Raw genomic sequence first — 19,008 nt, 5'->3', positions numbered from 1 at the left:
TGACCCATCCTTGGGAATTTCGCTTCAAAGCCACAAGGGTGCCCGATTCTGCCGCTATCCATTGCGAAAACAAGCAGTAATTGAATTTGAGGTCATAATGGGCGCGCTAAGGTTCATTGGGTTTGCGTTGATAGTTGGTCTGGTCGTTGCGGGCCTAGATTATTTTCAGCAGGACAAAAAATCGGACGGTACGCTTTCGCTTAGCGGATATTTTGAAACCATCTCGGTGCGGTTCGATCAAAGCCAAAAAGAGCGGGAAGTGAAACAAGCGGCGCGAGAACGTCAAAAGTTGTGGAATGCCGGTGCAAAGTCCTTTCTTCCGAACCCCCCAGAGGGATGGGCGCAATATGCCTTGACCGAGCCCGACACCAAGGCAGTCTCCAGAGTTCTTTCAGAGTTGCGGCCAGTGCCCCTTGTCAGTTCGATCAGCGGGCCAGCCGAATTGCTGCAGCTCAACGCTGCCGGCAAAGACGGCGCGCTTCGAAAGCTGGATGAGACAGGCACTGTTTACGCAAAAGAAGGTGAACTGATCTGGCTTGATATCACCCTCAAACCACAAGCAGCACGAAACACTTTGGCCGGATTAGCGCTGAGTGCGCAGGATGCGTTTCTGGATGGGATGAAGGCCGAACAAGGGTATGCGATGATTGACGGCGTCGCTTTCATCGAAACAACCGGAAATTTGCTGGATGATACCAAAAAGACCAACTATCGCGCGTTCACAGGCCGTATCGGCTTTGATCAAGAGGTTGTAATCCGCCTTCATGCAGATGCCAGCGATGCGACGATCCGAGAGTTTCTTGGCCGCGTCGATTACGCAGGCTTGAACGCGTTGCTGCCGCATCCGGCCCTGATTGTCGGCAAGGGAATCGAAGTTCCCCTGATCCGGCAGCCCGAAATAGCGGATGAAATGCACGATCTTTACGAAACGATGCAAATCGCGCAGCTAAGGTTGGGTCAGGAAAAGCTGGAAAATCTGGATGCGGCGGCTTTGGTGGCGAACACGCTAAGTAGTTCGGGCTTCAACTCTGAAGGCGTCATGGACATCACCAACGGCGAAGTCTTCGAAAATCAGGAACTGTCGCAATTATCTTACATTCGCACCCAGAACTTGCTGCTTGAATCTGCGCTGAGCGAGGCGGAAACCGAAGTGGCCAGCACAGGTGGTATCGGCGGGTTCATTAAGGGATTGATGGGCAAAGTGGCCCACGCCGATGCAAAAGCGGAGGAACCCCAGCCTCAGGTTGCTCCATCGGGTGAGGTTAAAGTCAGGAAGGGTGGTTTGGGCAAATCATCCTGTGCAACGTTGGGCAGTAGCAAACGGTGCTCTGTCGGGGGCAACTGAAACCTTTCACCTGAAAAATCGACGCTCTGCGCCATGCACGGGTCGTTTTCTTTATATCACTGGTCGGATGAATGTCGCGCCGGGGCATTCAAATGCGCCATATGGTGTCAACTGAATTCAAGGGGAGACGCCCGGTAATGAAAACCCAAGTCAAAGCACTGGTCGTTGGCGGTGGTGCCGTCGGCACTTCGATTGCATATCACTTGGCCAAGGCAGGCTGGGACGATGTGATGTTGATTGAGCGGGACGAGCTGACTTCCGGCTCGACATGGCACGCAGCAGGGCTGTTGCCGCTGTTCAACATGTCCTATGCAACGACACACATCCACAAGTACTCGGTCGACTTCTACAAGCAGCTTGAGGAAGAGACCGGCCTGAACGCAGGCTTTGCCGTCGTTGGCAACCTGCGCATGGCACAAACGCAAGAGCGCATGGATGAATACATGCTCTATGCGTCCACCGCTGAAACTTGTGATGTCGCCTACGAATGGCTGACGCCCGAGCAGATCAAGGAACGCTGGCCGCTGATTGAGACATCGGACCTGAAGGGTGCGATCTATCACACCGAAGACGGCTACATTAACCCTGCAGATGTGACGCAGGCGATGGCTAAGGGTGCCCGTCAGCGTGGCGTTGATATTGTTCGCAAGATGCAGGCCGATGCCTTCCACTGGAACGGCACTCACTGGGAAGTGACCTGCACCAAGATGGTCGAGAAGGGCGGCAACCTCATCCCGTCTGACGAGCAAGTTGTGATTACCGCCGAGCACGTCGTGACTGCATCAGGCAACCACGCGCAGCGCACCGCCAAGATGCTGGGCATCAAGATGCCCGCGATCCCGGTCGAGCATACCTTTATCGTCATGGACAAGGACCCCGAGCTGGTCAAATGGCGTGAAGCGGGCAACCCCGAACACCCAGTTGTCCGTGATGCCGACAACGAATCTTACGCGCGTGAGGAACGTGGCGGCTGGATTCTGGGTATTTATGAACACGGCGCACCAGCGCAGTTCGAACATGGCGTGCCGGACAGTTTCCGCGCTGACCTGTTCCCGCTGGATCTGGACCGGATTGCCGATCAGTACATGGCGATGGCCGAACGTGTGCCGTCCTGCGCCGAATCCGGCCTGAAGGACGACTTCAACGGCCCGATCTGCTACACCCCGGATGGCAACCCACTGGTTGGTCCGGCACCGGGTCTGCGTAACATGTGGCTGGCTGAAGGTTTCTCGTTTGGCATCACCGCGGCAGGCGGCACCGGCTATTACCTGGCGCAGATGATGGTGGATGGCGAAGCCGAGATCGACATGGCGTCGCTGGACCCCAAACGTTACTCGTCGAACTGGATGACCACCGAGTTTGCAGCGCGCAAGAATGAAGAGTGCTATGAGCACGTCTACATCCTGCACCACCCCGATGAAGAACGTGCTGCCTGCCGTCCGCTGCGGACTGTTCCGGCCTATGACCGTCAGAAAGCGCGTGGCGCACAGTTTGGCTGGGTCAATGGATGGGAGCGCCCGAACTATTTCGGTCCACTGGATGCACCCGAAAACTTCGACCATGACGCCCGCTCATTCCGTCGCGGTGGCTGGTGGCAGTACGCAGTCGAAGAAGCCAAAGCGATCCGCGAAGGCGTTGGCCTGATCGACGCATCGGCCTTCACCAAGCATGTCGTCAAAGGACCCGGTGCGACGCAATTCTTGGATTGGTTCACCTGCAACAAGCTGCCCAAGGTCGGTCGTATCAACCTGACCTACGCGCTGACCTCGCACGGCACCACCCGCACCGAGTACACCATCGTCCGCAATGGCGAGAACAACTACTACATCGTCTCTGCAGGTGCCTGGACCGAGTACGACGCGGACTATCTGCGCAAGGCGGCTGAGGACAAGATGGAGGAGTTCGGCTACATCGAGATCCAGGACGTGACCACCCAGTGGGGCGTTTTCGCTATCGCCGGACCCAAATCGCGTGACGTTTTGAAAGAGGTCATCAAGGACGCCGATCCGGAAACCGCATTGTCCAACAAGCGCTTCCCGTGGTTGTCGGCCCGTCAGATCGAACTGGGCATGTGCCCGGTCAACGCGATCCGCGTGGCCTATACCGGCGAGCTGGGTTGGGAACTGCACCACCCGATCGAGATGCAGAACTACCTGTTCGACCTGCTGGAAAAAACCGGTGAAAAGCACGGTATGAAGCTGGTCGGTGCGCGCGCTCAGAACTGGCTGCGTCAGGAGAAATCCTATCGCGCCTTTGGCACTGAACTGGGCCGCGACGCGACCCCGCTGGAAGCCGACCTGCCGCGTTTTGTTGATCTGTCGAAAGATTTCTACGGCAAGGACAAGCTGGAAGAGACCGGTGTGCGCGTGAAGTGCTGCACCCTTCTGATCGACGGGCCGGACGATGCCGACCCATGGGGCCGCGAGGCGCTGTACACACCGGAAGGTGAACGCGTGGGTCGTTTGACCTCGGGCGGATACTCGGTCGCGTTCGAGAAATCCATCGGCATGGGCTACGTAAAGCCCGATCTGGCGGTCGAAGGCACTAAGCTAAAGGTCAAGATTCAGGATAAACTGTGGGATGCGGTCGTGACCTGCGACAGTCCCTACGATCCGAAAAACGAAACCATCCGCAAGGACGGTTGATCAAAAAAGGGCCCCGGAGATCTCCGGGGCCCTTTTTTGTCACGCGGAAAGCTCGTCAAAGCATTCCAGCGCCTTGGCCGCATACATCATCGATGGCCCACCGCCCATCTGGATGGCGATGGCGAGCACCTCTGACACTTCTTCGCGGCTTGCTCCGGTATTGATCAGAGCTTCGGTGTGTAGCGTTATGCATGGTTCGCAGCGGGCAGCGATGGACATACCCAAAGCGATCAGTTCTTTGGTTCTGTAATCCAGCGAGCCGCCCTCTTTGACGGATTTTCCAAGCGCACCGAATGCACGGGCGGTATCAGGTATCGCAGCGTTTAGGATGCGCAAGTTGTTGCGGGTATCCGAGAGCTTGTCTTGCCAGTTCATTTGTGGGCTTCCTTTAAACATATCACCTTGTGAATATGTTCATGGAAACTGCCTGACTTTGATCTTGATCAGACTGAAGGTCTTTCAGCGATAAATGCCAGGTTGTTTGCTGGCATTTCAACAGCATCGGTTAAACTCAATTGAACTCGACGCAGCAGGTCCAAAATATCGGCGTCATCCTTGTATCCAATGTCCGGGTCTTGTTGGCTCAACGCAGCATGAAAGTTCTGGTCTCCGGTACTGGTCAATCGGCCTGCGCGCATGAATGGCCCATAGAGGATTAGCCGACCGCCCGGGTTCAGCGCCAGCGCGGCCTCGGTCACCAAGGTTTCCACCTCCGACCAACTGATCAGATGCAGCAAGTTGATCAAGAGGATCAGGTCATTTGCCCCGTGAACAGTATGCCAACCGGGTTGGACCGCATCGAGTTCTATCGCAGGGACTATGTTTTCTACGCCTTCGGCATATGCGTCGATTGAAGCGCGTCGTTCAGGTTCAACCTCACTGGGTTGCCAATCCAGACCGGTCAGTCGATTGGCAAAGACCGCGACGTGTTGCCCCGTACCGCTCGCCAATTCCAACGCGCGACCTGACGATGGGCCAAACCGCGCCAGCAGATCACAAAGCGCATCGGCATTCCTGCTGGCCGCCGGAGCGACCAATTTTTGCCCATCGGATACCGTCGCCACGCTGGCATTTGCAGGGAGTTTGCGTTTTGTCATCTACGTAGTCTTCCCGGTCTGAGGGCCGAAACGCTGGCCGCCTCCAGTTCTGAACGAACACCAGTCGTCAAATCCGCCACCAGTTGCGAGGCCGCCGGTGCTGTTTGAAAGCCGTATCCGCCTTGGGCGGCCGACCAAATAAACGTAGGCTCAGCAGGGTCGGGGCCCAGAACCAGAGTACCATCCGGCGCAAAGCTGCGAAGCCCGGCCCAGTTCGCCTCGACCCTTGTGACCGGTTCGGTCACCATCGCTTCGTACCTCGCCAGTCCTTCGGCTAACACCATGTCGTCCGCATAGGCATCATGGGGAAAGGTGGGATCAGCCTCGCAAGGTGAAACGATCAGCTTTCCGGCATCCGGTTTCGCATACCAGCCTTCGCCAGCACCCAACATCAAAGGCCAACCTGTCACGCCATGACCAGCCGGGGCGGGAATACGTGCCACTGATCGTCGGCGTGGTTCTATACCGATCGGTGTAACGCCGGCCATCATAGCGATCTCATCCACCCACGCGCCTGCGGCATTTACAAGGGCCTTAGCCTCGAAAGCGTCTGCCGCCTCGACAACCCAATGACCAACTTTGGTGATACGTTTTACCTTTTGGCGGGTCAGCACCAGACCGCCGTTGGCCCTAATCACACGAGCGAAATCCTGCATCATCCGGTCGGTATCAATGTCAAAAGCAAAACTGCTGGCGGCGGCAAATCCAACAGTCTGAGGGTTCAGTATCGGAATTCGCGAAATGGCCTCTTCAACCGAGATTTCTGACAGACGAAGGTCAGCTTGATCCTGAAGAAACGCGTCTCGTTGATCATGCCCGGCGATCAGCATCAACCCGCGCGGCGACAGATAGCCATTCGACCTCAGATAAGCTTCGCTCGCTGCATTCAGGGTCTTCACGGAAGGTGGTCCATACCCCTTTTCGAACAACGCCGCCGACCGGCCAGAGGTGTGATATCCCAGCGCGTCTTCGCCTTCGAGCACGACGACATGTCCATGTTCAGACAAACGCGCACCTGCGCTTAACCCGGCGATGCCGCCGCCGATGACCAGGAAATCGATCATGTCAGTAACTCCGCCCCGGGATCACCCCAAAACGGGTGGATTTGAGATCTGCTTTCATTCATGCGCTAAGCTTCGCATGCGTAACACTATTGGAAAAGAGGCGTAATTTCCGCAATGTAAACTTGAACCATAGAGATTGGCCTGTCTTTAGTGCGGCCAACATCGGAATCGGAGAAAAACGTGATACCGGCAGAGCTACACCCAATGGCCACGGGGCATATCCCCTCTTACGTCACGCAGGCGGATGGCAGTGACTTTTTGCTAACCTTCATGTTTATTTTTACCGTTCTGGTGATCGTGCTGATTGGCGTTGGCTATTTCACCCTGCACTCCATCCCGGAAAAAATCGCGCATGAATCCAACCACCCTCAGTTTCAACTTGTGGGGATATTGGCGCTGTTGGCTCTGTTTACCCACAATGGTCTGTTCTGGGTGGCGGCCATTCTGGTGGCCGGGTTCCAATTCCCGGATGTCGCCGCCCCCTTGCGCGCCATTGCTGACGCGATCCGATCCTTGGGCGATCAAGGCAACGATGTTCCTGCCCCCGCGGCCCCATCGCAACCGACCGCGCAGCAGGGGCAGTAAGAGATGCTTGAGACACTGATGTGCGCGCTGGTCACCGTGTTGCCGGATTACCTGTTCCGCCGTTACGTACAGGGCAAACGTATAGGCCATGAAATCACACTGTTCACCATGTGGTATGAACTGCGCTGGGGCCTGACCACCTGTGCCATTCTTGCGCTGACGGTGATCACCACGCTGTTCTACTTCCATCCTGCAAGCAAAACGGCGGCGTCATATTTCCGCACGGTCACGATCCTTCCACAGCTCGGCGGTCGCGTGTCCGAGGTTTATGTCACCAATAACCAGCAGGTCACTGCGGGCCAGCCGATTTTCCGGATCGAGGATTTCACCCAAACCGCACAGGTTGAGGCCGCGCATGCGCAGATCGCGCAAGTTCAGGCCTCGCTGAAAGTGGCGGAAACCGATCTGGCCGAGGCCGACGCAGGCATCGCAGGCGCGCGCGCTGCATTGGATCAATCGCTTGAGGATTTGGAGCGTAACACCACCCTGCGGGACGAAGGCTCCAGCGCCGTACGATTGGCCGAAATCGACCGGTTGGAAAACCTTGTTGCCGAGCGTGAAGCGCAGCTTACCGCATCGCGATCCCGCCGTGCCGCCGTGGTGCAGCAGATCGAAGAACTGATCCCGGCCCAACTGGCCAGCGCCAACGCCCAGTTGGACGCCGCGCTGACCGAGCTGGACAAAACAGTCGTAAGCGCAGGTGTGACCGGTCGGGTTGAACAATTCGGCCTTCAGGTGGGCGACTATGTCAGCCCCTTGCTGCGGCCTGCGGGCATTCTGGTTCCGTCAAGCTCGGGCCATAACCGGTTTCAGGCTGCATTCAACCAGATGGCCGCTCAGGTCATCAAGCCGGGCATGATCGGAGAGCTAGGCTGCATGACCAAGCCCTTCACCGTGATCCCGATGGTTGTGGTTGAGGTGCAGGATGTCATCCCGTCAGGTCAGATACGCCCTTCGGATGAGTTGCGCGATGTGCAGGCCAACAAGGTACCCGGTTCGATTCTGGTTTATATGGAGCCGTTGTACAAAAACATGGCCGATGACATACCGCCCGGTAGCAATTGTCTGGCGAATGTCTACACCGACAACCACGAACGGCTGGAACATGAAGACCTGGGATTCTGGCACACCGCCGCCTTGCATGTGATAGACACGATCGGTGTTGTCCACGCGGCGGGCTTGCGCCTGCGTCTGATCCTGATGCCGGTGAATACGTTGGTGCTGACCGGGCATTGAGCCATTCACGCGTTTTGATTTCAGATCCGGCCTGTGTGAGGTTTAAACCGCTGGGCGGCCGGGTTTGTTATCTAAGGCGAGGGACGCGTAAGCAAACGCGAGAACGCAGACAGCGAACGCCGCAACAAAACAGAAAACCAGAGTGAACGAGCCGGTTATGGCAAAAACCGAACTGCCCAGGGCCATCCCGACCGTACCGCCCAGCAGCTGAAATGTCATCGAGATGCCACTTGCCTGTCCGTGCAGAGCTTGTGGTACCGTTGACATGATGGCCCGCCTTGGGGGGACAAACAGAAACGGCACGCAACAACCCCAAAGGAAGTAGCCAGCATAGATCAGCGCGGCGACGTCTAAATGCATTCCCAGTGCGACAATAAGTATGGCAATCGCACCCAGCGCTGTACCTGTCAGAGAAGGGCCGCGAGAGCCAAATTTATCAGCAATTTTCCCCGCCATCGGGGCAATGAAAATCTGCGGAAAAGCAATCGGCAACAGGGCGACACCAGCAGTCAGCGGTGAAAACCCGAGCTTTGATTGAAAGTAGGATGCGCCGAACACGAACAGAGTAATCTTGCCGAATTGTGCGGTGAACAGGATCATGTTTGAAGCAGCAAACCCGGGGCCGGCAAAAAGGGAGATGGCAATCAGAGGCGATGTTGCCCTCTGTTCGACGCGGACAAATAACACCAAAAAAATAAGACCCGCTGACAGGGCCATAAGAACTTCGGGCTGTACCCAGCCTCTGTCCGGGCCCTCCATGACACCGAACACAATAGCCGCCAAACCCGTCACCAGTAGAATTAGCCCTTTCAGGTCGAACTCGCGCTCCCGTTGGTGTGGCGGGTCCCGCCAGAAAACCCATGCGACCAGAGCGACCACAAGCACGATTGGGGGGTTGACCCAGAAGATCCAGCGCCAAGACAGATATTCGGTCAGAACGCCTCCAACCAGCGGACCCATTGACAGGAATACTGTCCCGATCCCGCCGTATAAACCCAGTGCCAGCCCGCGTTCCTTTTCGTCAAAAGACTGGATCAGAACCACTAGCGACAGCGGGAAAATCAGTGCTGCACCGATGCCCTGTGCGGCGCGCGCTGTTAACAGAGCAAATACACTTTCGGCAAACGCTCCCAGTGCGGAGGACAAACCGAAAATCAATAAACCTGCACTGAGCAAAACCCGAATGCCCAGAACATCGCCCAATCGTCCTGCTGCGCCCGCAAAACAAGCCAGCACCAGCAGATAGATATTCACCACCCAATGCGCTTCAAGCAGAGACAGGCCAAGCTCATTGCGGATGGTTGGAAGCGCGACGCTGACGACCGTTTCGTCCAGCAGAATAACACCCAAGATGGCACCCATCGCGCCGAGTATCCACCAGCGGCTGTGGTCTTGCGCTTTGATCTCCATGGGGTTTTTACGTTTCGTGTTGAGAGAGGTAAAACATTAACCCCATCAGGTCCGTCGTGTCTGCAATCGTCAAGACAGTATTTAGTTAAGGCTAGGCGAGGTGCTCGCATAGACACGAAAAAGGGCCAGCCAAATGGCCAGCCCCTCAACGTGTTCGTGTATAGGTTTACTGCGGAATTTCGCCTTCCAAACCTTCAACGTAGAAGTTCATACCTGCCAGTGTACCGTCATCGGCGGTTTCGCCTTCAGCCAGCCAGTCGCTACCGTCCTGCTTTTTCAGCGGACCGGTGAAGGGGTGGTATTCACCCGCGGCCATGGCCGCTTTCATCGCCAGTGCTTCTTCTTTGATGTCGGCTGGAACGGCGTCCGAGATCTCACCGATCTCAACCATGCCTTCCTTGATGCCATCCCAAGTGTTAACGGTTTCCCACGACCCATCCATGACCGCTTGGGTGCGTGCGATGTAGTAGGGCGCCCAGTTGTCGATGATCGACGATACGCGCGGCTTGGGGGCATATTCGCTCATGTCCGAGGCCTGACCGAAGGTGATCACGTTGCCCGCCTCTTGTGCGGCCGCCTGCGGCGCGGTCGAGTCGGTGTGCTGCAGGATCACGTCCGCGCCCTGTTCGATCAGAACGGAAGCAGCGTCAGCCTCTTTCGCCGGGTCGAACCAAGTGTAGGCCCAGATGATCTTGAACTCCACATCCGGGTTCACCTTTTTGGCGTGGATATAGGCCGAGTTGATGCCGCGGATCACTTCGGGGATCGGGTAGGACCCGATGTACCCGATGATGTTCGACTCGGTCATTTTACCAGCGATGTGGCCCTGAACGGCGCGGCCTTCGTAGAAGCGGGCCGAATAGACGGACACGTTCGGGGCGGTTTTGTAGCCGGTCGCGTGCTCGAACTTCACATTCGGGAATTTCTTGGCCACGTTGATGGTCGGGTCCATATACCCGAACGAGGTGGTAAAGATCAGGTCAGCGCCTTCCAACGCCATCTGGGTCATCACACGTTCCGCGTCCGGGCCTTCGGGAACGGATTCAACAAACACGGTCTCGACTTTGTCGCCGAATTCTTTCTCAACCGCCAGACGGCCTTTGTCGTGTTCATAGGTCCAGCCGCCGTCGCCCACCGGGCCGACATAGACAAAGCCTACTTTTGTTTTGTCCTGTGCGACCGCGCCGGTCGCCAGACCCAGCACCATCGCGGCACTGGCAAGAAGTGAAGTGAATTTCATGTGGTTACTCCCCAAGTTGGTTCAATTGGCCCCGTCTAGTGCGAGGCGTGGAAGGTCCGGCCCAGTGAGGCAGGTGCGCTGCTCTTGTCGGCCGAAAGGATCACAAGCACAAGGATCGTGATGATGTAGGGCGACATTGCCAGATACTCGACTGGGATGGCAACGCCCGCTGCCTGCAGATTAAGCTGCAACACCGTGATTCCGCCAAACAAATAAGCACCCAGCAATGCACGCCATGGTTTCCAGCTGGCAAAGACCACCAGCGCAAGAGCGATCCATCCAACACCGGCGGTCATGCCCTCGGTCCACTGCGGAACGCGGATCAGGCTGATATAGGCTCCACCGAGGCCAGCGCAGGCGCCACCGAACAAGATCGCCAGGATACGGATCTTGATAACCTTGTAGCCCAGGGCGTGTGCGGCGTCGTGGTTTTCACCCACTGCGCGCAGGATCAGACCGACACGAGTGTATTTCAACGTGGCCCAGACGGCTGCGGTCAGAGCAATACCGACATACAGGATCGGGTCATGCTGGAACAGGATTGGGCCGATCACCGGTATGTCGCTGATCAGAGGGATGTGAATGTCCCCCATGCTGGGCGGCTTGATACCCACATAACTTTGCCCAAGCAGAGCGCTGAAACCGAGGCCGAACAGCGTCAGGGCAAGGCCACTGGCGACCTGATTGGCAAGCGCGACCTGTGTCAGGAGGACAAACAGCAGCGACAGCACCGCGCCACCAATGGCAGCCGCAATGAAGCCCAGCCAGGGTGAGCCTGTCTCGACCGAGATCGCAAATCCGCTGATTGCGCCGACGATCATCATGCCTTCGACGCCAAGGTTAAGAACACCGGCTTTCTCGACGACCAGCTCTCCGATCGCGGCCAGTAGCAAGGGGGTTGCAGCGACCATTAATGATGCCACCAGAAGGACTGGGTTGATTGCTGAAAGGTCCATGATTCAGGCTACCTCGCTACGGGCCGCACGGATGCGGTAGTTGGTCAAAAGGTCGAAGGCGAGCAGGAAGAACAGCAACATTCCCTGAAACACCTGAATAGCGGCCGCAGGCAGGCCCAGTTGAGACTGAGCGATCTCGCCGCCGATATAGGTCAGTGCCATCAGGCCACCGGCCAGCAAGATGCCCAGCGGATGCAAGCGTCCCAAGAAGGCCACGATGATCGCGGTAAAACCATATCCTACATTGAAATCGATGCTGACCACGCCGGCGGGACCGGACACTTCGAACATGCCCGCCAATCCGGCCAAAGCACCAGCCATACCGAGGCAAAACAGGATCAACCGTGCGGGGTTCACACCGGCGAACTTTGCCGCGCGGGGTGCTTCTCCGGTCAGTCGAATGTGAAAACCCAGCATGTGTCGGTTCAGCAGAACATAGGCGAAGATTACCGCAATAAAGGCCGCAACAACACCCAAGTGCATACCCGATCCCGCGATCAGCTCGGCGTTATGTGCGCTGTCGTAAGCTTGTAAATTGCGTGAACCGGGAAAACCGTGGCCCTCCGGGTTTTTCAGCAACCCCAGCGAAACAGAGGCCAGAAACTGCTCGGCCACATAGACCAGCATCAGTGAGACAAGGATTTCATTGGTACCAAAGCGCACCTTCAGGAAGGCCGGAATCATTGCCCATATCCAACCGCCAAATGCACCGGCGATCACCATGATCGGGAAGACATACCAGGCATCCAGCGGATAAAAGGCCAGACCTGTACCTGCGCCAAAGATAGCGCCCATGATGTATTGGCCTTCGGCTCCGATATTCCAAATGCCGGCACGGAAACCCAAAGACAGACCAATTGCGATCAGAACTAGCGGAGCACCTTTCACCAGCAATTGCGGGCGATAGTAGAACGAGAATTCACCGAACAAAGGCTCCCAAAAGATGGTGCCAATGGCTTGGATCGGGTTCTTGCCCAGAATGGCGAACAGGATGCCGCCGAAAACCATGGTTGCCAACACGGCTACCAAAGGGGTCGCGTAAGACCACGCTTTGGACGGCTGCGGCCGTTTCTCCAACACAATCATCCGCTCATCCCCCTGTTTTCACTTCTTTTTTGATATGTCTTAGACATGGGCCACCTCCATGCCATGCGCGCCGCCCATCATCAGGCCAATTTCGTCGACCGTCAGACCTGTGGTCGTGCGCGGAGCGCTAAGCCGACCTTCATTGAGCGCCGCAAAGCTGTCCGAGATTTCCATCAGCTCATCCAGATCCTGAGATATGCAGATGACCGCTGTGCCTTTTGCCGCCAAATCCAGAATGGCTTGGCGAATGGACGCCGCGGCGGCTGCATCCACGCCCCATGTTGGTTGGTTCACAACAAGCACGTCAGGGTTTTGCAGGACCTCGCGTCCTATGACGAATTTCTGCAGGTTACCGCCTGACAAGGATCGCGCAGCGTTTTCAGGTCCGGGCGTTCGGACGTCAAAAGCACTAATGATCTTTTCCGCGAAGCTCTTGGTTTCTGCCCATTTGAGAAACCCGTTGTTCTCAAGTCCTTCCCGGACCGAACCAGTCAGCAACGCGTTTTCGGTCAGGCTCATGTCAGGGGCGGCCGCATGTCCCAACCGCTCTTCCGGAGCGGTCAGAACACCCAGCTTGCGACGTGCGGTCGGTCCCAGCTTGCCGATTGGCTGGCCGTTGAACTTAATCGCGTCGGGCGCTGTGATGATTTCACCTGACAGAACGCCCAGCAATTCGTCCTGTCCGTTGCCAGCGACACCGCCAACGCCCAGAACCTCGCCCTTGCGGACGGTCATGTGGACATTCTTCAACGCAGTACCGAATTCAGATGGTGATGAAACTGACAAACCGCTGACATCCAGGGCGACCTCACCGAACTCACGCCCCGAACGCTCGGGCGTTTGCAGGGTCGAACCCACCATCATCTCGGCCATGTCGCGCGCTGAGGTCTCAGCGGGAATGCATTCGCCGACATTTTTACCCAAACGCAGGATCGTGGCGTGGTCGCACAGCGTGCGGATTTCTTCCAACTTGTGCGAGATATACAGGATCGAGGTACCCTCGGACCGTAATTTGTTCAGCGTTTCAAACAGAATATCGACTTCCTGGGGTGTCAGAACCGATGTCGGCTCGTCCATGATCAGAAGCTTGGGGTCCTGCAGCAGACAGCGGATGATTTCGACCCGCTGACGCTCACCCGCGGACAGATCACCGACAGTGCGATAAGGATCCAGTGGCAGACCGTAAGTTTCCGAAACTTCGCGAATACGCGCAGCCAGATCGCCCATGGCTGGCGGGTTTTCCATCCCCAAGGCGATGTTTTCGGCCACGTTCAATGCGTCGAACAACGAGAAGTGCTGGAACACCATCGCGATCCCGTCCGCCCGTGCGGCACGGGGTTCGGGTGGCGCGAAGGCTTGTCCGCGCAGCAGCATGGTGCCGCTGTCGGGCTTTACCAAACCGTAGATCATTTTGACCAACGTGGATTTGCCGGCGCCGTTTTCGCCAAGCAAGGCGTGTACCTCACCCTCACCGATGTCAAAGGACACCTGATCATTGGCCACGACGCCGGGATAGGCTTTAGTCAGCCCTTGTAAGCTTAGAAGTGGAGTGGTCACGCGCTCAGGTCCTTCTTTATTTCGTTTTGCCGGGCAGGGCGCAGGATCTGCGCCGCGACACCAACTGCGATCATCTGCGGGTGTTTGCCCAAGGCTGGATCTCCGATTGGGCAGGTAATCCGGCCAATCCGCTCGGGCGCATGTCCCAAAGCGGCCAGCCGGGATCGGAACCGCGCCCATTTCGTAGCCGAGCCAATCAGGCCCGCAAAGCGGAAATCATGCAAAAGCAACCTGTTGCACAGTTCCAGGTCCAGATTGTGTGAATAAGTAAGCACAAGGTGCTCGGCATCACGCGGCGCATGGCGAACCAGCTCGGCCGGTTTGCTTGCCGGAACGACGGTTACGCCTGCGGGCACCGTTTCGGGAAAACGCTCAGGCCCGGTATCGACCCAGGTGATCGACAGATCAGGCAATGGGGATAGAACGTCTACCAGAGCCCGGCCAACGTGACCGGCACCCCATATCCACAGATTGCGCGCCGGTTCGTGAACGGGTTCGACCATCCAGCCGTCAATCAGCTGCGGTTCGGGCGCAACACCTTGACCGCGGGCCTGCGACAACAGTCGCTTGACCGAAAGCGGCATCTCACCGCCCGAAGCCGAGCGCGCAATGACTGCATCATCCAGCCGGTCGACGGCCGCAAGATCGTAGATTTCACTCAGCAGAGTTACTGCACCGCCACAACACTGGCCCATATCCGGGCCGAGCGCGTGGTGCGTTTGGCGCATGGGCGCTGCTTGGGATCGGGCTGCTTCAGACGCCTGATACTCCAACGTGCCGCCGCCGATTGTGCCCGACTGCCCGTCCTCCCAAACCAGCATTGCAGCGCCAACTTCACGGGGGGATGACCCCTTGATCCCGGCGATAACCACCCGGGTCACCTTGCCGTGGGTTTTGACCGCCTCCCTCAAAGCCTCTCGATCAAATCCCATCAGGTCTCTCCCTTTACCCGCTGGACACCCTTCCAGACTTCTTCAGCCGTGGCGGGTGCATCAAGTGCCGGGTAGCTGTCACCGCACGCCGCCACCGCATTCGACAGGGCAAGCCACGCGGAAATACCCAGCATGAAGGGCGGCTCTCCGACCGCTTTTGAGCGATAGATCGTGTCCTCGCGGTTTTCACCGCTCCAGAGCGCGACATTGAAAACGTCAGGCCGATCCGAGCAAGCGGGAATCTTGTAGGTCGACGGCGCATGCGTGCGCAGATTGCCCTTGCCGTCCCAGACAAGTTCTTCCGTGGTCAGCCATCCCGCACCCTGTACGTATGCGCCTTCGACCTGCCCAATATCCAGCGCCGGGTTCAGCGACGCGCCTGCATCATGCAGGATATCCGTCCGCAAAATGCGGTTCTCGCCTGTCAGTGTATCGATCACGACTTCGGTAATCGACGCGCCGTAGGCGAAATAAAAGAACGGACGCCCCCGGCCTTTGATCCGGTCCCACTCGATCTTGGGTGTCTTATAAAACCCGGTCGCAGACAGGCTGACCCGGCCCTGATAAACCAGCGCAGCTGCTTCTGAGAATGTGTAGCGCTCTACGCCGACCGAGACGTGGCCATCAGAGAACGTCACCGTTGAGGGATCGGCCTGATGTCGATGCGCCAGATAGTCAGCCATCCGGTCGCGGATCGTGTCGCAGGCCGCTTTGACCGCCATACCGTTCAGGTCACTGCCCGAGGACGCGGCCGTAGCCGAGGTATTCGGCACCTTGGCGGTGTCGGTCGCGGTGATTTTCACCATCTCCAACGGAATACCAAAGCGGGACGCGGCCACTTGCGCGACCTTTTGGAAAAGACCTTGCCCCATCTCGGTGCCGCCGTGGTTCAGGTGGACCGAGCCGTCCTGATACACATGCACCAACGCGCCCGCCTGGTTCAGATGGGTCAACGTAAACGAAATGCCGAACTTAACCGGAGAAAAGCCGATGCCTTTCTTGATCACGCTGTTCTCGGCGTTCCACTTCTGGATGGCTGCCTTGCGCGTGTTGTAGTCGCTGGATTGCAGCAACTTGGCAGTCATGCCGTGCAGTTCGAAGTCACTGACCTCCATCCCGTACGGCGTGGTATTGCCACCTGCGGGCAAGGGACGCACCGGGGCGTTGCCCATCTCAACCGCGCCTCGGCTGGTCAGGTCCTCGTGCGGGTCAGGATGGCCCAGCGGCTTTTCAGCGATCACGGGATCCGCAACAACATGCGCCGGCTCATAGTAGTTCCGGCGACGCAATTCGACCGGGTCCATGCCCAGTTCATACGCGGCGTGATCCATCACGCGTTCGATCCCGACCATACCCTGAGGTCCGCCGAACCCGCGATAGGCGGTAGCGGATTGAGTGTTAGTCTTCAGCCGGTGGCTTTCGATCCGGGCATTCGGCAACAGATAGGCATTGTCCGAATGCAGCATCGCACGGTCCGCGACCGGCAGGGACAGATCCTGTGCCCAACCACAAATCGCATGATGCAGGAAGGAAACGCCTTGGATGTGGCCGTTCTCATCAAATCCGGCCTTATATGCAATCCGGAACGCGTGGCGCTTGCCGGTTATGATCATGTCATCATCGCGGTCATAGCGCATCTTGCAGGCTTTGCCGGTTGCACGTGCCGCGATAGCGCAGGAAACAGCCAAAGCGTTGCCCTGACTTTCCTTGCCGCCAAAGCCGCCGCCCATACGGCGCGTTTCAACGCGAACCGCGTGCATCGGAACACCCAGAGCGTCCGCTACTTTGTGCTGAATCTCGGTCGGGTGCTGGGTCGAAGAATGCACCAACATATCCGCGCCCTCATTGGGCACGGCCAGTGCAGCCTGACCTTCCAGATAGAAATGCTCCTGACCGCCAAGCTCGAATCCACCTTCGATCACATGCGCCGAACCCGCAATGGCCGCATCCGCATCGCCCTTGGCGTAGATGCGCGGACCGTCCTCGAACCGACTGTCTGCGGCAAGCGCCTCTTCAACCGTCAGGATTGGGGTCTCTTCGGCATAATCGATCTGGCCCAAACGCGCCGCTTTCCGCGCGGCAAGGTGGCTGGTCGCAATGACGAGGAAAACGGGCTGCCCGATATAGTGCACCGTGCCATCAGACAGCAGAGGTTCATCATGGATCGACGGTGAGACGTCATTGGCAAATGGCAGATCGTCGGCTGTCATCACCATGACGACACCTTCAGCTGCCTTCACCGCCGACAGGTCCATCGTGGTGATCTTACCCTTGGCAATCGGGCTAATTCCAAAGGCTAGATGCAACGATCCTTTGGGTGTCGGAATGTCATCTACATAGCGTGCGGTTCCCGCGACATGCAGTGGCGCCGCGTCGTGGGGGAGGGGTTTGGTCACGCTCATGCGGACACCTCCAATACATTTGTCACTTCGCCTTGATCCTCAAGGAAATATCGTTCGAGCAGCGCTTTGGCGGTCTGCAGCCGATAGTTGGCCGATGCGCGCATGTCCGTCATTGGCGTGAAATCACTGTCGAAGGCCGGAATGGCGGACTGAACGGTCTCATGCGTCCATGGCTTGCCAACCAGCGCGGCTTCGACATTTGAAGCCCGTTTTGGAGTGCCAGCCATACCACCAAAGGCAATACGGGCATCAGCAACCATACCGTCCGAAACAGAGATGTTGAAACACCCACACACGGCCGAGATATCCTGATCGAACCGTTTGCTGAGTTTGTAGGCCTTCAAACGATCCGCCTGACGCGGAAAGCTCACGGATTCGACAAACTCGCCAGGTGTCCGGTCTTGTTTGCCGTAGTCGATAAAGAAGTCCTCCAATGCGACCGAGCGACGTTCGTCGCCCTTGCGCAGATGTAGCGTTGCGCCCAGGGCGATCAGTGCGGGCGGGTTGTCTCCGATGGGCGAGCCGTTGGCGATATTTCCGCCCACGGTGGCCGCGTGCCGCACCTGAACGCTGGCGTAGCGCCGGATCATTTCGGCGTAAGACGGGTGCAGGTCCGCCAGTGCTTCGCCCATCCGGTTCATATCGACCATCGCGCCGAACAGAACCTCGTCATCCGTGATGGTGATCTCTTTCAGATCATCACAGCGGTTCAGAAAAATCATTGGGTCGAGGTCACGCAGTTGCTTGGTCACCCAAAGCCCAACGTCCGTCGCGCCGGCGACCAGAGTGGCGTCCGGGTGTTCCGCGTAGATTTTGGCCAATTCATCCGAAGACTCCGGCAACATCTGCGATGTGACCCGCGTGGCGACTGGCTTGTCTTTCACCCAAACTGGCACGGGAACTTCTTCGGCAGCCTTGGCGGCGCGAATGATCGGCGCGTAGCCGGTGCATCGGCACAGGTTGCCAGCAAGCTGGGTGTCGTGATCCGTCGCGCCATTTGCATGACTTGCCACCATCGACATAACGAAACCGGGGGTGCAGAAGCCACATTGCGAGCCGTGCAGATCCACCATCGCCTGCTGGGCTGGGTGCGCCTCGCCGTTGGGGCCACTGGCGCCTTCGACCGTGCGAACCGCCTTACCATGCAGTTGAGGCAGAAACAGGATGCAGGAATTCAGCGCCTTGTGGCCACCTTCATCCGTCACCATGACAGTGCATGCCCCGCAATCGCCTTCGTTGCAGCCTTCTTTGGTGCCGGTCAGGCCGCGATCCTCACGCAGCCAATCCAGCAGGGTCGCTGTCGGATCGACATCCGCCAGTTCCACTGTCTCTCCGTTCAGAAGAAACGTGATATTCATTCGAGAAACCCGTCGCCTTACCCGGTTGCGCCCTTGCGTGCCCCCCTTCGATGCGACGTAGAAAGAGTAGCGGGCGGATAGCTTGCCAACTGATG

General features: G+C 57.6%; 15 protein-coding genes. 4 read left to right on the top strand and 11 right to left on the bottom strand.

Features of this window, described 5'->3' with window-relative positions:
• Window positions 1-97: 97 nt before the first annotated feature.
• Window positions 98-1,345 (top strand): hypothetical protein, encoded by a 1,248-nt coding sequence (locus AC2FFP_RS02770; protein WP_496770355.1) that lies wholly within the window; start codon window positions 98-100, stop codon window positions 1,343-1,345.
• Between the two features lie 137 nt (window positions 1,346-1,482).
• The gene (locus AC2FFP_RS02765; RefSeq protein ID WP_496770356.1) at window positions 1,483-3,990 is read left to right on the top strand and encodes a GcvT family protein; all 2,508 of its coding nucleotides are present in this window, start codon (window positions 1,483-1,485) and stop codon (window positions 3,988-3,990) included.
• Window positions 3,991-4,029: 39 nt separating this feature from the next.
• Here AC2FFP_RS02765 and AC2FFP_RS02760 read toward each other — a convergent pair whose 3' ends face one another.
• From AC2FFP_RS02760 to AC2FFP_RS02750, 3 genes are all read right to left on the bottom strand, one after another.
• A complete protein-coding gene (locus tag AC2FFP_RS02760) occupies window positions 4,030-4,365 on the bottom strand; it encodes a carboxymuconolactone decarboxylase family protein (protein WP_496770358.1) in 336 nt (111 codons plus the stop codon).
• A 68-nt stretch (window positions 4,366-4,433) separates the two neighbouring features.
• Window positions 4,434-5,087, bottom strand: coding sequence for a DUF938 domain-containing protein (locus AC2FFP_RS02755; RefSeq protein WP_496770360.1), 654 nt, complete (start codon window positions 5,085-5,087; stop codon window positions 4,434-4,436).
• Window positions 5,084-6,151, bottom strand: a complete 1,068-nt coding sequence (locus AC2FFP_RS02750) for an NAD(P)/FAD-dependent oxidoreductase (protein ID WP_496880686.1) — start codon at window positions 6,149-6,151, stop codon at window positions 5,084-5,086. Before AC2FFP_RS02750 ends, AC2FFP_RS02755 begins: the two co-directional genes overlap by 4 nt.
• Before the next feature lie 204 nt (window positions 6,152-6,355).
• Here AC2FFP_RS02750 and AC2FFP_RS02745 point away from each other — a divergent pair, with 204 nt between their 5' ends.
• Together AC2FFP_RS02745 and AC2FFP_RS02740 are read left to right on the top strand one after the other, a co-directional pair.
• The gene (locus tag AC2FFP_RS02745; protein WP_496770422.1) at window positions 6,356-6,736 is read left to right on the top strand and encodes a hypothetical protein; all 381 of its coding nucleotides are present in this window, start codon (window positions 6,356-6,358) and stop codon (window positions 6,734-6,736) included.
• Window positions 6,737-6,739: 3 nt separating this feature from the next.
• Window positions 6,740-7,972: an HlyD family secretion protein gene (locus tag AC2FFP_RS02740; RefSeq protein ID WP_496770364.1), complete on the top strand. Its 1,233-nt coding sequence runs from the start codon at window positions 6,740-6,742 to the stop codon at window positions 7,970-7,972.
• Between the two features lie 42 nt (window positions 7,973-8,014).
• Here the strand turns inward: AC2FFP_RS02740 and AC2FFP_RS02735 are convergent, their stop codons facing one another.
• The 8 genes from AC2FFP_RS02735 to xdhA form a co-directional block, all read right to left on the bottom strand.
• Window positions 8,015-9,382: an MFS transporter gene (locus tag AC2FFP_RS02735; protein WP_496880685.1), complete on the bottom strand. Its 1,368-nt coding sequence runs from the start codon at window positions 9,380-9,382 to the stop codon at window positions 8,015-8,017.
• Window positions 9,383-9,548: 166 nt separating this feature from the next.
• Complete coding sequence (locus AC2FFP_RS02730; protein ID WP_496725547.1) at window positions 9,549-10,622, bottom strand: BMP family ABC transporter substrate-binding protein; 1,074 nt, start codon at window positions 10,620-10,622, stop codon at window positions 9,549-9,551.
• Between the two features lie 35 nt (window positions 10,623-10,657).
• The gene (locus AC2FFP_RS02725) at window positions 10,658-11,578 is read right to left on the bottom strand and encodes an ABC transporter permease (RefSeq protein WP_496725548.1); all 921 of its coding nucleotides are present in this window, start codon (window positions 11,576-11,578) and stop codon (window positions 10,658-10,660) included.
• A gap of 3 nt (window positions 11,579-11,581) precedes the next feature.
• Complete coding sequence (locus AC2FFP_RS02720; RefSeq protein ID WP_496725549.1) at window positions 11,582-12,664, bottom strand: ABC transporter permease; 1,083 nt, start codon at window positions 12,662-12,664, stop codon at window positions 11,582-11,584.
• Window positions 12,665-12,703: 39 nt separating this feature from the next.
• Window positions 12,704-14,221: an ABC transporter ATP-binding protein gene (locus AC2FFP_RS02715; RefSeq protein WP_496770368.1), complete on the bottom strand. Its 1,518-nt coding sequence runs from the start codon at window positions 14,219-14,221 to the stop codon at window positions 12,704-12,706.
• Window positions 14,218-15,153: a xanthine dehydrogenase accessory protein XdhC gene (gene xdhC, locus AC2FFP_RS02710; RefSeq protein ID WP_496770370.1), complete on the bottom strand. Its 936-nt coding sequence runs from the start codon at window positions 15,151-15,153 to the stop codon at window positions 14,218-14,220. Before xdhC ends, AC2FFP_RS02715 begins: the two co-directional genes overlap by 4 nt.
• The gene (gene xdhB / locus AC2FFP_RS02705) at window positions 15,153-17,555 is read right to left on the bottom strand and encodes a xanthine dehydrogenase molybdopterin binding subunit (RefSeq protein WP_496843697.1); all 2,403 of its coding nucleotides are present in this window, start codon (window positions 17,553-17,555) and stop codon (window positions 15,153-15,155) included. Before xdhB ends, xdhC begins: the two co-directional genes overlap by 1 nt.
• Window positions 17,552-18,913, bottom strand: coding sequence for a xanthine dehydrogenase small subunit (gene xdhA, locus AC2FFP_RS02700; protein WP_496880684.1), 1,362 nt, complete (start codon window positions 18,911-18,913; stop codon window positions 17,552-17,554). The genes xdhB and xdhA overlap by 4 nt, the downstream gene beginning before the upstream one ends.
• Window positions 18,914-19,008 lie beyond the last annotated feature (95 nt).

It is taken from the genome of Ruegeria sp. YTSC004 (assembly GCF_059609805.1).
The sequence above is the reverse complement of the archived record's forward strand: the minus strand, read 5'-3'. Positions and strand labels throughout refer to the sequence as shown.